General features: G+C 37.7%; 16 protein-coding genes, 1 pseudogene and 1 riboswitch. Of the genes and pseudogenes, 16 read left to right on the forward strand and 1 reads right to left on the reverse strand.

Going from position 1 to position 15,109, the window contains the following annotated elements; all coding sequences use genetic code 11:
- Positions 1–200 precede the first annotated feature (200 nt).
- A riboswitch (TPP riboswitch) is annotated at positions 201–304 on the forward strand.
- 83 nt (positions 305–387) lie between these two features.
- The 10 genes from KQI49_RS09680 (at position 388) to KQI49_RS09725 (ending at position 11,044) form a co-directional block, all read left to right on the forward strand.
- Positions 388–990, forward strand: a complete 603-nt coding sequence (locus tag KQI49_RS09680) for a Ykof family thiamine-binding protein (protein ID WP_216488386.1) — start codon at positions 388–390, stop codon at positions 988–990.
- Positions 986–1,588 carry an ECF transporter S component gene (locus KQI49_RS09685; RefSeq protein WP_371817548.1) on the forward strand — a complete coding sequence of 201 codons (603 nt, stop codon included), beginning with the start codon at positions 986–988 and terminating at the stop codon, positions 1,586–1,588. Before KQI49_RS09680 ends, KQI49_RS09685 begins: the two co-directional genes overlap by 5 nt.
- Positions 1,569–3,158, forward strand: a complete 1,590-nt coding sequence (locus tag KQI49_RS18910) for an ABC transporter ATP-binding protein (protein WP_371817546.1) — start codon at positions 1,569–1,571, stop codon at positions 3,156–3,158. The genes KQI49_RS09685 and KQI49_RS18910 overlap by 20 nt, the downstream gene beginning before the upstream one ends.
- A complete protein-coding gene (locus KQI49_RS09695; RefSeq protein ID WP_216488390.1) occupies positions 3,155–3,934 on the forward strand; it encodes an energy-coupling factor transporter transmembrane component T family protein in 780 nt (259 codons plus the stop codon). Before KQI49_RS18910 ends, KQI49_RS09695 begins: the two co-directional genes overlap by 4 nt.
- A gap of 514 nt (positions 3,935–4,448) precedes the next feature.
- A complete protein-coding gene (locus tag KQI49_RS09700; protein ID WP_216488392.1) occupies positions 4,449–5,207 on the forward strand; it encodes a cytochrome c biogenesis CcdA family protein in 759 nt (252 codons plus the stop codon).
- A gap of 15 nt (positions 5,208–5,222) precedes the next feature.
- Positions 5,223–5,789 (forward strand): TlpA family protein disulfide reductase, encoded by a 567-nt coding sequence (locus KQI49_RS09705; protein ID WP_216488394.1) that lies wholly within the window; start codon positions 5,223–5,225, stop codon positions 5,787–5,789.
- Between the two features lie 107 nt (positions 5,790–5,896).
- The gene (gene resA / locus KQI49_RS09710; protein WP_216488396.1) at positions 5,897–6,466 is read left to right on the forward strand and encodes a thiol-disulfide oxidoreductase ResA; all 570 of its coding nucleotides are present in this window, start codon (positions 5,897–5,899) and stop codon (positions 6,464–6,466) included.
- An 18-nt stretch (positions 6,467–6,484) separates the two neighbouring features.
- On the forward strand, positions 6,485–8,155 hold the full coding sequence (resB, locus tag KQI49_RS09715; protein ID WP_216488402.1) for a cytochrome c biogenesis protein ResB: 1,671 nt from the start codon (positions 6,485–6,487) through the stop codon (positions 8,153–8,155).
- Entirely contained in the window at positions 8,152–9,348 is a 1,197-nt protein-coding gene (gene ccsA, locus KQI49_RS09720; RefSeq protein ID WP_216488410.1) for a cytochrome c biogenesis protein CcsA, read from the forward strand. Before resB ends, ccsA begins: the two co-directional genes overlap by 4 nt.
- Before the next feature lie 211 nt (positions 9,349–9,559).
- Positions 9,560–11,044 (forward strand): hypothetical protein, encoded by a 1,485-nt coding sequence (locus tag KQI49_RS09725; protein WP_216488412.1) that lies wholly within the window; start codon positions 9,560–9,562, stop codon positions 11,042–11,044.
- Between the two features lie 158 nt (positions 11,045–11,202).
- Here KQI49_RS09725 and ytxJ read toward each other — a convergent pair whose 3' ends face one another.
- Entirely contained in the window at positions 11,203–11,541 is a 339-nt protein-coding gene (ytxJ, locus tag KQI49_RS09730) for a bacillithiol system redox-active protein YtxJ (RefSeq protein ID WP_216488414.1), read from the reverse strand.
- A gap of 447 nt (positions 11,542–11,988) precedes the next feature.
- Between ytxJ and KQI49_RS09735 the strand changes: the two genes are divergently transcribed.
- The 6 genes and pseudogenes from KQI49_RS09735 to KQI49_RS09760 form a co-directional block, all read left to right on the forward strand.
- Positions 11,989–12,879, forward strand: a complete 891-nt coding sequence (locus KQI49_RS09735; protein WP_216488416.1) for a YitT family protein — start codon at positions 11,989–11,991, stop codon at positions 12,877–12,879.
- A gap of 460 nt (positions 12,880–13,339) precedes the next feature.
- Positions 13,340–13,621, forward strand: coding sequence for a hypothetical protein (locus KQI49_RS09740; protein ID WP_216488419.1), 282 nt, complete (start codon positions 13,340–13,342; stop codon positions 13,619–13,621).
- An 82-nt stretch (positions 13,622–13,703) separates the two neighbouring features.
- Positions 13,704–13,895 carry a DUF6366 family protein gene (locus tag KQI49_RS09745; RefSeq protein WP_216488421.1) on the forward strand — a complete coding sequence of 64 codons (192 nt, stop codon included), beginning with the start codon at positions 13,704–13,706 and terminating at the stop codon, positions 13,893–13,895.
- A 243-nt stretch (positions 13,896–14,138) separates the two neighbouring features.
- Positions 14,139–14,348 carry a hypothetical protein gene (locus KQI49_RS09750; protein WP_216488422.1) on the forward strand — a complete coding sequence of 70 codons (210 nt, stop codon included), beginning with the start codon at positions 14,139–14,141 and terminating at the stop codon, positions 14,346–14,348.
- A gap of 81 nt (positions 14,349–14,429) precedes the next feature.
- Positions 14,430–14,753: pseudogene (locus KQI49_RS09755) on the forward strand (VOC family protein); the annotation flags it as partial.
- 257 nt (positions 14,754–15,010) lie between these two features.
- Positions 15,011–15,109: helix-turn-helix domain-containing protein (locus KQI49_RS09760; protein ID WP_216488455.1), on the forward strand; the 99-nt coding region annotated here is incomplete at its 3' end.

Raw genomic sequence — 15,109 nt, forward strand, 5'->3', positions numbered from 1 at the left:
TGACGGCGCATAAGAGGAAATGACGGCGCATAGCACGTGATAAAGCCGCATAGCCTAGGATGAAACCGCATTGGCTCGAGCAATCACATAGCGTCTATTTATCTTCCAAATAAAAGGGAATCCGACTAGCTTTAATCCAGAGGGAACTTGACAAAGCTGCTATTATCTCTTAATCTAGTAGTTGAAAAATTGCATAATTAAACTAGCACTAGGGGAGCCGGCATGTTCGGCTGAGAAAGGATAATCTTGACCCTTGGCACCCGATCTGGATAATACCAGCGTGGGGAAGTGCAGGACATCATATATGTTATGAATGTTATATATCATGGACTGCATTTCTCTCGGGGGAATGCAGTTTTTTTAATATGATTAAAAGGGAGATAAACGATGAAAAAATCAACAAGTACTACGAGTGAAGGTTGTCAGTTTACCTTGTTTCCGATGAGCGATGATTTTGTAAAGGTGATTTTATCAGCACTGGATGAGGTGGACACTACAAATATATCGATGCAAACAGATGATGTGAGTACATTTATCCAGGGGGAAACGATGCACTTGTTCGATGTCACTCAGGCTATTTTTCTCCAAGCGGCTAGTACCGGCGCCCATGTTGCGATGAGCGGTACATTTTCAGTTGGCTGTGCAGGAGAACATGATAAAAATATCCATGCATTCAAAGAAGGGGCTCTGCTGAACAAAAAGAAAATGCAACATATCTCACAACAGGCTGCCTGCAAGATAGCTCTATATCCGATGGGCAGTGACAATTACATAGATGTCATCAATGAACAACTGGGTTTAGCGAGAAAGGAAAATGTCAAGGTGAGTGCGGATCATTATTCAACACGACTTGATGGCGATGTAAATGATATTTTCAAAATAATGGAGGCGTTTTTTACAAATACAAAAAAAGAGGTTCAACGTCTCAGCCTTACTTTTACGATATCGGCAAACAGTCCATCAAAAAAAGAGGGTGGTTCAAATGATTAAAAACTGGAAACTGAAAGAAATTGTAATGTTGTCTATCATCAGTGTGGTTGCTGGTGTGTTGTATATGGCTTTTTCCCTGTTAGGGTATGGAATTCGCAATGTGTTAACTCCGTTCGGCCTCGCGCCATTCGGGTTTGAAGTTATTTTTGGTCTATGGCTTATCGGTTCAATCATTGCGGCGTATGTAATCCGAAAGCCTGGCGCTGCATTGTTGGTTGGCTTGATTTCCGCTGCAGTCGAAATACTTTCCGGATCTCCCGGAGGAGCAAAAATTATGCTGGCAGGACTCGTTCAGGGTGCAGGTGTAGAATTGCCGTTCGCTCTTACGAAATGGAAGAATTATCAAAAGCGGACTCTAGTTCTGGCTGCGATGTCTGGCGCTGTTTTTAGCTTTATTTGGCAACTGTTCGCAGGCGGTAACTTGGCACTCGCTCCGTGGCTTCTTGTGTCCATGCTCGTTGTCCGTTTGATCGCTAGTTCATTGCTTGGAGGATTACTTGGCAAATGGGTCAGCGACAAATTGGCACAAACTGGGGTGCTCGGCGGCTATGCATTAGGAAAGGAGCAAAAGAAAAAACGTGAAGACGAAGCAATATGAATCACAGGAAGCGGCTCTTATTTCAGTAGAAAACTTTTCATTTGCTTATGAATCAATCGATGATCCACTTTTAATAGACTTGAATTTCACGCTACATCACGATGAGGTTACGTTGTTAATGGGGGCGAGCGGTTCTGGTAAAAGCACTGTCTCCCTCTGCCTTAACGGGTTGTATCCAGAGGCAGTGGAGGGGGAATCTAACGGATGCATCACCTTTTCAGGCAAGGATATTACGAAGTTCCCGTCTGGCATGCTTAATCAGCATATCGGTATTGTGTTTCAAGATCCTGAAACACAATTTTGCATGATTCATGTGGAAGATGAACTGGCCTTTACGCTGGAAAACCTTCAAACACCGCCCGCTCAGATGGCCGGTATGATAACAGAGGCGCTCAAGTTAGTGGGTATGGAATCATACAAACATAGCAAACTTCATGAGTTATCAGGTGGAGAGAAACAAAAAATCGCACTGGCTTCAGTCTTATTGTCCGAACCTGAACTGCTCATTCTAGATGAAGCAACCGTCAATTTAGATCCTGCCTCCACCCGGGAGTTTGTCCAGCTAGTAAAAGCTATCCAGGAAAAGCAGCAAATATCCGTCTTGATCATCGATCATCAAGCAGATGAATGGCTCCAATTTACTGATCGCCTTCTTTTACTCGGAAAAGAAGGCAGGCTTATGGCTGATGAACACCCGGACAGACTTTTTACAGCTAAAAAAGCATTGCTGAAAAAAGAAGGCGTTTTTTTACCAAAAAAGTATGATAACTCCCCATTGTTCACCAGGTCAATGCAACCAATTCCTCCTGCAGCCAAAAACATATTGACTGTTGAAGGAATAAATTTCAACAGAAAAAACAAATCGATATTGAACGGGGTGGACTTGGAAATAAGAGGTGGAGAATTTATATCCATTGTTGGTCGGAATGGCTCAGGAAAATCCACCTTGCTTGAAATTATGGCTGGCATTTTAGAACCGGCGGGTGGTCAAGTCTTAATGCATGGAAAGCCGCTTCAACTCTGGCAAGAAAGTGAATTACGTCAGAAAATGGGATTCGTGTTTCAGAATCCAGAACATCAATTCATCACCGATACTGTTTATGATGAGATTGTTTTCGGCATGAAACTGAATGATTATCCTGAAGAGGTAATACAGCGATCATCTTCATTTTTACTGGAGCAATTCCAATTGAGTGAACATAAATTCCAGAACCCGTTTTCGTTAAGTGGTGGACAGAAAAGACGCCTCAGTGTCGCAACAGCGCTTGATGATACACCTGATATCCTACTTTTTGATGAACCGACATTTGGACAGGACGCCTACACGACACACCGTTTGATGGAGATGATCCTCGACTTGAAGGAGAGAGGCATTGCCATCGTGTTTGTAACACATGATATGGAATTGGCTTCATTATCTGATCGAATTTTAGTACTGCATGACGGGATGATTGCATTCTCAGATCAACCGAAGAACTTATGGATGCAGGGAGATTTGTTGAAAAAAGCACGCTTACGCTTGCCGTATCATAGAGAGAATCCCGCATCAAGGGAGGAAGTTCACCTATGATGACAGCTGTTAACCCGACTTTTAAATTTATTGCCATATTGGTTCCTGGCGTGTTGCTGAGTTTCGTGTATGATGTGTTCACACCGCTCGCTTATTTAACGTTCTTGATTGTGGTGACATTTACCCTTTCAGATATTTCGTTTAAAAAGTGGATTCGCTTATTTGCTCCATTTGCATTGTTTGCTCTAGGTTTTGGTTGGACTGCAGCATTGTATACGAATGAAGCATTTTCAGGCGGCACTGTCTTGTTTGAATTCTGGGTGATGAAATTGACGGTCGGCGGCCTGCAAACCGGTCTCAGTATCACATTTCGTTCCCTTTGCTTTTTTGCCATGTCATTATTATTTATTTTTACGACCGATACGACTAAATTTATGATGAGTTTAATCCATCAGTGCAAAGTCCCACCCAAAATCGCCTATGGAATTATCGCGGGATATCGCTTCCTTCCTGTGTTCCAGCATGAACTTCAGATCTTGAGAAAAGCGCATCAGATTAGAGGAATGAGAAGATTGAAAGGGATAAAAGGAAAACTAACCCAGTTCCAGAGATATTCCATCCCACTCTTAGCTAACGGCATCCGGAAAGCGGAACGGGTGGCCATCGCTATGGAATCAAAAGGCTTCACAGGAAATCGGGAGCGGACTTATTATCACCGGATGACTGTCATTAAGCGTGATTGGCTTTTTCTTGCCATGATGGTGGGCGTACTTTTCATTGTTGCATTATTGTCTTATCAGTTAGGTTACCTGAAAATATTTAGCAAGAAAATGTAGTGTCCTGATTTATGAAGTCACCATTAAGTGTGAAAATTAATTTAAAGAACGGGATTTAAATTTAATATGCAACTTTTATTTTTTAAAACGAGGCAGGGACTAAACTAAGTATTGGTTATTAAATGTCAAAAAGTTTTAAGTGAGCGTTATTCGCTTTGGAAAAAATACTTCGCTTTCCACAGGCGCGGCTGAGTCTCCACAAGCTAGGCTTGAACCGCCCCCCAAAAGTTAGAGTGAAAAACTCAACTTTTGGTTTTTTTTACTATTACCAACATTATGCCGTTAACAAAGCAGTGAAACTAGTGAAGCGTCTAGCTGGTACGCTATAATCTTGTGGATTTCAACCACTTTCATGAATCTTTCATATTAGCTTGCTATGTTCTATATGGAGTAAGGTAAGACAACCTTACTTTTGATTAAAACATACTTTTTGATGTTTGATACAATCTTGTTGTTCGTTAGTTTATTGGTCTAGTTATTACAATCTTTACATTAAAAGAAAGAAGGTGCACAAATGGGCGGTATAGAAACAGATACATTCCTTTTATTGGGAATGATAATGGCATTAGGGGCAGGGGCACTTTCCTTTTTATCCCCCTGTGTTTTACCAATTTTTCCAGCCTACTTATCTTATATTACAGGAATGAGTGTCAAAGAAATACAAGGAGAAAGAACAGGAAAGGTTCGCAAAACACTCCTTAATCATTCATTCTTTTTCTTGTTGGGTGTTTCACTTATCTTTATCAGTTTGGGTGTTGGCGCATCCTTTTTAGGGCAGTGGATTCAACAACTGTTATCAGGAGATTCTGGGTTATTAATACAGAGAGTCGCTGGTATCTTTATTATTGTGATGGGTTTATTCGTAGGTGGCTGGATAAATATTAATTTCTTAATGAAAGAAAAACGTTTGCAATATAAAAAATCAAATGTTAGTTATCTCGGTACATTTTTTGTAGGTACAGGCTTTGCAGCAGGGTGGACTCCATGCATTGGCCCTATATTTGGTTCCATATTATTATTAGCTGCCAGTAATCCAGGACAAGGAGTCATTTACACGATTATGTATGTAGTCGGTTTTATCATTCCTTTTTTATTATTAACATTTTTCCTTGGATCGACCAAGTGGATTGTCAAACGGAGTCAGATGATTATGAGGGTTGGCGGCGTTATCATGATTGTGATGGGGATTGTTTTACTTGCAGGTTTCATGCCACGGATCACAGAGTTTTTACTTGATTTAGTCGATGGAACGTGGATGTCGAAATTAGGATAAACTGGAGGAATAAATGTGAAAAGATGGATTATTATTATTGCTGTTGTAGGGGTGGTTGGTTGGGCTGTATCTGATTTTGTCATAAGTAACAATGCCAAAAAAGATTCAGTATCTGAAACGGAAGTTGATAATCCATCCCTTGAAGCGGACGGGGCATCAGGTCTGGAAGAAGGGGATCAAGCACCAGATTTTGAATTAGAAACAGTGGAAGGGGAAACGGTGCGATTATCGGAACTTGAGGGCGAAAAAGTTTTATTAAATTTTTGGGCGACTTGGTGTCCACCATGTCGTGCGGAAATGCCTGATATGCAGAAACTTCACGAAGAAGAACATGATTTTGTTATCTTGGCTGTTAACTTGACTGAAACTGAACAAAGTTTTGAAGATGTAGAAGGCTTTCTTGAGGAATTTGGCATCACTTTCCAAATTTTAATTGATGAAACTACGGAAGTCTCAAGTGAATATAATGCCTTTGCGTTGCCGACATCCTATTTCGTTAATTCGGATGGAACCATTCATAGGAAAACAATCGGTACATTAAATTACGATCTTATATTGGAACTGATTGAAGAAATGGATTAGTTTTTTAGGGGGTGTTGAAGTGATAAACACTGTCCTTTCGTAAAAGTGACCCTTTTATCACCCCTTTATTGAAAATATTCGTGGCAAATTGTTAAGGAGTTATTGACATGGCTTTATATCAGGCACATAAAAATAAACGAAAGAAAATGAAGAGGCGTTTTATTTTTCGAACGATTACGCTTGTGATTATTTTGGCTGCGGTCATCTTTGCATTAATTATGAATTTAACGAGAGATAAAGGCGCTGTTAAAAAAGGTAATCAAGTTCCTGATTTTGAATTAACCCAATTAAATGAAAACTACGAACAAGAACATATTCGACTTAGTGATTTAGAAGGTAAAGGAGTTGTGCTTAACTTTTGGGCAACTTATTGCAAGCCTTGTGAAGCGCAGTTGCCCCTAATGGAGACGCTGTACCCTGAGTATAAGGATGATATTGAGATTGTTACTATTAGCTTAGATAATAGCGATTTGGTTATCAAACAATTTATTGATAAATATAATTTAACATTTGCTGTTCTGCATGATAAAAGAAGTGAAGTGATGGGTTTATATAGCGTTTCTCCTATCCCGAACACATTTTTTATAAGTCCAGAAGGTGAAGTTCAAGATGAGGTTGTTGGCGCTATACCATTGGAAAAGTTAGAAAGTCATTTTAAAGCAATCCAACCTAATTAAGTGGAGTGATGGGTTTAGATGGACAAATTAAAATGTGAGTGCGGACACATGAATCTTGAAGGAACCATTCTTTGTGAATCATGTGGTAAACCGATTGAAGGAAATCAACATTTAGATGGAAACGATAAAACAAAATTACTCAATATGCGCTATGATGGTTCTGCTAGAAGATCAAAAACGTATAGCCGAACGTTAGTAGATAAAACATGGAACCTTTTTTCGTCGGTAAAAGTTGGTGTTATTTTCATCATTATTGCTCTGCTCGCTTCAGGAATCGGGACTATTTTCCCGCAGGAAATGTACATACCTGAAGAAGCAGAAAACAGAGATCCAGCCGTTTTTTATGAAGAATGGTATGGATTGGCTGGAAAAATTTATTATCAACTTGGGTTCCATGAACTTTATAGTTCCTGGTGGTATTTGATTTTAATTGCCTTGATTGGTGTTTCATTAGTTATTTGTAGTATCGACCGATTCGTGCCGTTATACCGTGCACTAAAGCTTCAACAACCCAAACGTCATAATACATTTTTGAGTAGACAGCGGTTGTTTAGCAAAACTGAAGTTGTAACGGAAGATGAAAAAAAGACATTAATCCATCGTTTGAAAAAATCTAATTATAAAATAATGAATAAAAGTGGAAATGTTTTGGCAGAAAAAAATCGCTTTTCACGGTGGGGGCCTTATGTCAATCATATTGGCCTTATTATAATTTTGATTGCTGCTATCTTAAGGTTGACTCCATTTTTCTATTTAGATGACTATGTTTGGGTAAGAGAAGGTGAGCAAAAAGTTATTCCAGGGACGAACAATGAATATTACATAGAGAATAAACGTTTTTTACTAGAGACATATGATGAAGATGATGAACGATTTAGTGCTGCTATGGAGAAATCGGGTGAACTTGTACATAAAAACTATCAAAGTGATGTCGTCATTTATAAAGCTAAACCGAGGGATGTTGTTGGGAAAGAACCCGAATTAGAAAAAGTAGTCGAAGGTTCCATCCAATTGAATGAGCCATTAAAATTCGATAACTATACGTTATATCAAGCGGGGTACCAAGAAAACGAGTTAGCAAATATGACGTTTCAACTATACGAAAAAGATGACCCAAAAGAACAATCATTGGAGGATGTAACCATTGATTTAAACTCACCTGACCCATTATATGAACTAGATAATGGTTTTGAACTAAGGGTGTCAGAGTATTTTCCAGACTATGAAATGGAAGATGGTGAACCTCGCACCGATTCTAAAATTCCGAGAAATCCAGCATTTATTTTCAATTTATTTCCACCAGATTCAGATGAGGGGGAGCTTAGTCTAGTAGGGGCAGAAATGAACTTTGATCCTACAGGAGAAAATAAATATATGCTAGGTATTGCCGATTTAGAAACTCGTCATGTAAGTGGAATAAGTATTCGCAGAGATTATACAATACCTCTATTTATTATCGGAGCAACCATATTCATGATTGGCGTTATGCAAGGCATGTACTGGCAGCATCGCCGCATCTGGGTTAATCCAGAGGGTAATGGAATAGTGCTAGCGGCACATACGAATAAAAACTGGACAGGTTTAAAGAAAGATATAAATAAAGCCATTGCAGGCTCGAACATTCAAATGGTTGTTGATCAGGAAGAAATGGAAATAGAAAAAAAGGTGTCTAGGAGGACTAACACATGAGTGATTTAGTGAAAATTAGCAGTATTGCCCTTTATACTGCTTTTATTGTTTATTTATTAGCGACCCTATTTTTTGGAGCAACAATTAAAGATAGACGGACGGCAGATACTTCGAAAAGGAATATAGCAGGAAACATCGGAATCACCTTAACAATTTTAGGTTTCCTTGCACAACTGGTCTATTTTATTACACGTTGGGTTGCAGGTGGACATGCTCCTGTCAGTAATATGTTTGAATTTGTAACGTTTTTAGGGATGAGCTTGGTGCTTGGATTTATTATTATATATTTTTACTATCGGTTAAATGTTTTAGGATTATTTGCTTTACCGATAGCGATGCTAATCATCGCCTATGCTAGTGTATTCCCATCCGACCTTGCACCTTTAGTCCCATCCCTACAAAGTCATTGGCTTTATATCCACGTCACCACCGTTTCGATATCTCAAGGAATATTAGCAATCAGTTTCGTTGCAGGATTAATTTATCTCATTCGAACTGTTGAACAAGCTAACGCAACGAAAAAAACAACTTGGCTTGAAATTATTCTTTATTTATTGTTATCGGGATTAGGGTTCGTTATCACGACGACTTCATTTAGCATAATGGATTATAATGCACCATTTTTAGTTCCTATCGAAGGTGATGTTATAACAACAGAATATCATATGCCTGCTATTGTTGGGCCGAAAGATGGTAAATTAATGGACAAGAACAGGATGACACCATTATTCGATATCCCAAGTTGGTTTCAAGGAGAAGATGCATCTAGAAAATTAAACACACTCATTTGGTCATTTTCAGCAGGGCTAATTATGTATGGCCTTATTCGATTGTTCTTAAGAAAAAGGATTGGAGCAGGCATTCAGCCACTATTGAAAAGGATTAGTCCCAGTTTAATTGACGAAATTGTCTATCGATCCGTCGCCATCGGGTTTCCACTTTTCACGTTAGGCGGGTTAATATTCGCAGCAATCTGGGCACAAGTTGCCTGGGACCGGTTCTGGGGATGGGATCCAAAAGAAGTATGGGCGCTTATTACATTTTTCTTTTATGCCGCCTTTTTACATTTAAGACTGTCACGAGGGTGGCACGGAGAAAAATCAGCTTGGCTGGCGGTCATTGGGTTTGCAATCATTATGTTTAATATCATTGTCGTAAACTTAGTGCTTGCGGGTTTGCATTCATATGCCTAGCCAAACAAAGAGGTAGGGGCTAATTTTGTCCCAACCTCTTCAAGTTATCTGCCTTATGCCCGGCTAACAAATTAATTTTTTATCAAGAAAACCAAAAAACATATGCTATCCAGATACTATTGGTAAAGATATGCATATATGGTAATCTAATAAAGAACTATCATTTTTAGCTTACTCATATGTAGGGTTATCAAATAAAGGGGAGATTTATTTGTCTGTAAGGAAAATGAGTTTATTTATTTTTTTGAGTCTTGTAGTGGCACTTGCAGGTTGTAGCGCGGCTGCTAAGGAGAGAGATGAGTACTTTGAAACAACGCAAAAGAATATTGAAGACAATCAGGAAGATATTCAAGCAGCGTTAGATGATTTTGTCGGGGCTGTTTTTGATTCCGAACCTGAAAAGGCTATTAAACTATTAAATGAAGAAATGATTCCTAAATATGAAGAATTACTAGACATGATGGATGATGTCGAGCTTAAGGAAAATGAACTGCTGATTGAATTAAATGATCTATCGAAGAAATTGATAGAGGATGATATGGAAAGGCACCTTATTTTAAAAGAATTGTTTGATGACATTATGGGTAAGAAGGAAACGGGTGAGACGGAAGACATTGACCTCGACGCTACTTTAGAAGAGATTCATAAATCCAGTAAAGAACAAGCGGAAACAACAGATAAATTTGTTGAAAAGCTGGAAGAAGTCGATGAAGAATATGATGATGTGGAACTTCGTGAGAAAGACGTACCAGACGATGTCAATGCAGAGGAGATCTATGAGGGTTATGAACAAATTATCATGCAATTTATTGAAAGTGTTGGCGGCCTCTCCTCCAAACCAAAGGAGGCGCCAGACGTAGATGAAGACATTTTGGCTGATCAAGGAAATCCAGAAGTGGTGTTTGACGGGAAAGTAACGCTTGACGGTAAGTTTCAATTAGAGGGGAAATCCAACTTGCCAGAAGGCTCCGTTTTACAAATGAAAACACACGAGTATGGAACGGAAAATCCATATTTTAAAGGGGATATACCCGTGGAGGAAGATGGAAGTTTTTCAGTAGAGACGGATATTGAAGGCGGAGTATTAGATGGCGAATTACTAGTCGTTCGTGTCGCTTATATCCCCGACGCCACAGACAATAAACGAAATGTCGGCATTTATGGTGAAGAGGGAGAGAAATTAGAAGGAAACTTCATCCACCCTTATACGGATATTAAGCGAACAAGACAAGGTGCGTTTGCTTATGCTTATCTTGAACTAAACGATGGAGGGGAAGCAGAACTCGAGGCAGACGTCTGGGGAGAGGAGCCTGAAGATTATGGTGATTACGATGTGTGGATGGAAGAGGCACATGTTGAAGTACATGATAAATATTACGACGTGTCGATGAACAGTAATTTGATGGCTTTGACATACATTAAAGCAGAGGTGAAATCGCCTGGTCATCAATTAAGTGCTTTTAGAAGCACAACAAAAGTATTGCCTGATGGTTCTTTCCGTTTCCAGATTCCACGTTCGGATATAGAAAGTGATGATATAAGTATTGAAATCCAAGCTCTGAGTGACTTTGCCATTGATACTGAAGAACTGTATGGCGCGGATGGTGAAAACTTTAAAGGTGATCTCGTCGAACCAACGAAAAAAGGTAAGAAAATCCAATATATCCTTCCGATAAATGAAGAAGATGAGGAATAAAGAACCATGAATCTAGCAAGGTAATATGCGGATTTAATGTTTAGGTTGGGATAGAGCAGTAATTCATTATAAAACAAAAAAGTAACCGCCCTTAGAATGTCCAGCCGCTTGGCCGCATTTGGGATGGTTACTTATTTAAATTTAAATAAGATTGCTTATTAGTCAATAACTGCTTGCATATGAGCCTTTGTTACAGACCAATGTGTAGCAGACCAATATTTCTGCTTATCTTTTATATAAATGATTTGTGGAGATTCATGTTTAACGCCTAAATCCTCTTCAATTTTATTTGAAACAGGACGAGATTCTCGAACTTTCACTAATGTGTAATCAATATTTTCATTTGGATTTTCTTCTAAATAGGCATTGTATTCATTTAAAGCATTTGTACTAACTGGACATGTCGTGCTGTGTTTAAGAATAACTTGATCTTTATCAGATGATTTTTCTAAAATGTCATCCCATTCTTCAATTGTGGTAATTTCCTTCCAATCCATTATATCGTCCCCTTTACGTAATAGTTATTATTAAGTAGCTGCATCAAAATTAGTTTACGTTAAGAATCGTATAATTTCAAAAATAGTGCTCTATCGTTTTGATAGATTAGTTAGATTTAAACTCCATTTATAACTTTCTATTCTCATAATCTTCTTTAGTAAACCGTTACTCAAGCACGCCTTCTTCTTACGCTTTAAAGAATACTAAGATTTGATCGAAGTATTTTGTTAAACCTACTATAAAATGAGCTGAAAACTTCCGGCTATCTATTGTCAAGCTGTGACCCCTTTATCTCTTCGGCACTTTCGATGATAATCAACTCGTAGGATTAATTACCTTAATGAGGGAACAACTATTTAAAAATAGAAGTTTCACTGAATTTGTGCAATATAAAGCAAAAACTTGTATACTAATCATTAATTAGAGAGAGAAAAAGGAAGTGCGATATGAAAGATTTTGGACTCATGGTATTGGGTACTTTTTTCTTTGCTTTTTCAGTAGCTATATTTGCAATGCCTAATTCACTCGCAGAAGGTGGTATCCCTGGACTATCCCTTTTACTTTATTTTGGGTTAGGTTGGTCTCCTGCATTGGTGACCTTGATTGCAAATGGACTCATTTTATTAGTTGGTTATCGCTACTTGCCCAAGGCGATGATTATTAAATCTACTGTTGCCATTCCTTTATTTTCAATATTTCTGTTTATAATAGAGGATTTTGGCTCTGCAATGGGTGATCCTCTTCTTGCTGCCCTTTATGCAGGAGTATTCACAGGAATTGGTTTTGGCTTCATCTTTCGGTCGGGAAGTACAATTGGTGGAACGTCTACTATTGCAAAAATGTTAAATTATAAATTTGGATGGGAATTGACAGGAACAAACTTTGTGCTAGATGCTTTAGTTGTTGTAGGAGGAATATTTGTTATTGGTCCAATTCTAACACTATACACTGTTGTGGCTTTATTTATTGGCAAACGAGTGACGGACTATGTATTAGAAGGCTTTGAATCAAAAAAGATCGTTCATATATTCTCAGATTATAGTGAATTAATAGCCCGTTCTATTCGAGACAATCTCGGTTCTCATACTACTATCTTACAAGGAAAAAATGATGGGAATGGACAAGATGAGAATCTTATTTATGTTGCAGTTCCAAAACAACAATTATTTTATTTAAAAAAATTGATTCGTGAAATCGATGAAGATGCGTTTACTGTTGTAAGTACTGTAAAAGATGTAAGTGGTGGTTCGTTTGCAAAGGCTCACTATCCAACACAAAAAACGTTTACTACTACAAAGGAAGAAAAACAGTACTATAAAGAAAAAGCTGAAGAATGACGTATTATTAGATAGGTAGGTAGGATAGAATTTAAGATGGAAGACTAGGGTGGAAATGTAATTAAAAGCCACTAAGCAGGCGCAACAGGATAACGAGTAAAGGGGAAGTCTCACAATGAAACAGAGCTGATATTCAGTTCTGTTTTTTCTTTTATAATATAGGTGTGGATCAATTCGATCTTTAATAAGAGGTATTGAGACAAATAAACTGCAATAAAATATTTGTAATTATCAAAAATACTTAATTATTCATGTTATAATTGATGTCAAAAACTTACCTTGGAAAGGACATGTCTAATCCAAGCCAGTTCGGTTGCCGCATTTATTGGCTCAGATTTTTGTAAATCTGGAGGGGAGCAATATTAAGAGGATTTATATACTTTTTATATCTGTTTTCGTGTTAGTAACGATCTTGAGTATTTCGGGACTTATATTAGTAATGCTATTTGAAAATCAAGATATGGATACTTATGTAGAAACTGAATCTCAGCAAAAGAAGAACCAAAGTGAATATTGGACAAAAGAACGAATGCAAGAGGCGGAACCACAATTAATGCCTACTGAAAGTAAATCAGATAATTTTAAGGAATTCGTTAGAGACATTTTACCGATATCGATTATTTTGTTTATCATTTTAACGGCTGTATTGAACTTAATAAATATAAGGAAGATTAATTTACTTGAGAAAAAACTAATAGAAAAAAGTAAATTATTAAATTGTAATGATAGGCAAAATGAGTGATTTTTTTAAGTTAATGAGCATGTACTTAACAATGGTGTTTCAGTTCGGCCAGAATTCTAGATGAATACTAAGGGGTGATGAAGTGAGTAAAGACAACGAAACTCCCGAAGAAAGAAGAGAGAGACTAAGACAAAAGGAGTTGGAAAATCCTTCAAGCAGTATGCACGGAAGCAATCTTTCTGATTTAGTTGGTGGGTTAGGTTGGAAGGGTACTGGAATAATTATTCTTGTATTAATCATTGCTGTGGTCATATTTGCTGTATTCTTCCGTTAATAGGCGAACTTAAGATATAAAGGAAGTGAGGGGTATATTGAATAAAAGTTTAAAATCATTTCTGTATGGGATTATTGTTATACTCGCAGTTTTTTCAGTTCCAACTATAATTCGAGTTGGGAAACTAAATTGGGGAATTTGGGGTACCATTGGGGTTTTAATTATGCTAATTTTCTTAGTTTTACTTTTCGGTTTAGGATTGAGCTTATATGATAAAAAAGATAGATGAAAAGGGGGAATTACATGAAATTTAGAGATTTGGTAGTAAAGAAAGGGTTAATAATAATTGGTTTACTGGTTTTGATTGTAGGGGGTCTTTTATTTGCTTCACAAAGCTATTTCAGCCATCTTGAAGTCAAAAATATAACCGAGAAATGTTATGAAGATGGTGGGCTACCGACCATCGAAAAATCAGGTTTTAAAATAGTCCATTTTTCTTGTGACAAAGGCTGATTAATATACCTCACTGGCTTGCTAAAGTCGCATAACTTATTTCAAAATCAAGGCATTATATTGAATAAGTACTTAGGAGTGATGTCGTTGTTCATAAAGGGAATTAATCATATGACGTTTTCTGTTTCTAATTTAGATAAATCCACTAAATTTTATCAGGATGTATTTGATGCTAAATTGCTCGTTAAAGGAAGAGGTACTGCTTACTTTGATTTGAATGGAATGTGGCTGGCGCTTAATTTAGAAAAAGATATTCCTCGTAATGAAATAAGTCATTCATATACGCACATTGCTTTTACGATTGAAGAAGCAGAGTTTGATAATGCATTTGATAAGTTGGAGAAATTGGGAGTAAATATTTTAACTGGACGTCTCAGAGATAGAAGAGACAAGAAATCTATTTATCAAAAACAGGTGAGAAAACTCCCACTTCAAGCGTGTGCAGGGCAAAGCCCAGCGGTAAGTGGGAGATGAATCGCCTTCAGACAAGGGATAGCTTTAGTTATCTCAGTTGTCTGACTGTTCGAAAACTTATTGAATGAAATTAATAATAGTTAGAGTACGGGTACCAAACTATTACTTGTTTTCTTGTAAACGTTGTATAAACCGTTACGGTATGATATAATAGAACATACATTCCCATGCGGAAAAGGTGAGTATCCATGTTCATCCATAAAGCCTATTGTTTTCGTATCTATCCAACTAAAAAACAAACAGAATTGATCAAGAAAACAATTGGATGCAGCCGCTTTGTTTTCAAT

This window comes from Virgibacillus sp. MSJ-26 (assembly GCF_018918075.1).
Taxonomy (GTDB): Bacteria; Bacillota; Bacilli; order Bacillales; family Amphibacillaceae; genus MSJ-26.

Excerpts from the sequence above, each read along its gene's own strand:
- KQI49_RS09700 (WP_216488392.1), top strand. The coding sequence starts at position 4,449 with ATGGGCGGTATAGAAACAGATACATTCCTTTTATTGGGAATGATAATG.
- KQI49_RS09740 (WP_216488419.1), top strand. The coding sequence starts at position 13,340 with ATGGATACTTATGTAGAAACTGAATCTCAGCAAAAGAAGAACCAAAGT.
- KQI49_RS09750 (WP_216488422.1), top strand. The coding sequence starts at position 14,139 with ATGAAATTTAGAGATTTGGTAGTAAAGAAAGGGTTAATAATAATTGGT.
- resB (WP_216488402.1), top strand. The coding sequence starts at position 6,485 with ATGGACAAATTAAAATGTGAGTGCGGACACATGAATCTTGAAGGAACC.
- ccsA (WP_216488410.1), top strand. The coding sequence starts at position 8,152 with ATGAGTGATTTAGTGAAAATTAGCAGTATTGCCCTTTATACTGCTTTT.
- KQI49_RS09680 (WP_216488386.1), top strand. The coding sequence starts at position 388 with ATGAAAAAATCAACAAGTACTACGAGTGAAGGTTGTCAGTTTACCTTG.
- KQI49_RS09735 (WP_216488416.1), top strand. The coding sequence starts at position 11,989 with ATGAAAGATTTTGGACTCATGGTATTGGGTACTTTTTTCTTTGCTTTT.
- resA (WP_216488396.1), top strand. The coding sequence starts at position 5,897 with ATGGCTTTATATCAGGCACATAAAAATAAACGAAAGAAAATGAAGAGG.
- KQI49_RS09695 (WP_216488390.1), top strand. The coding sequence starts at position 3,155 with ATGATGACAGCTGTTAACCCGACTTTTAAATTTATTGCCATATTGGTT.
- ytxJ (WP_216488414.1), bottom strand. The coding sequence starts at position 11,541 with ATGGATTGGAAGGAAATTACCACAATTGAAGAATGGGATGACATTTTA.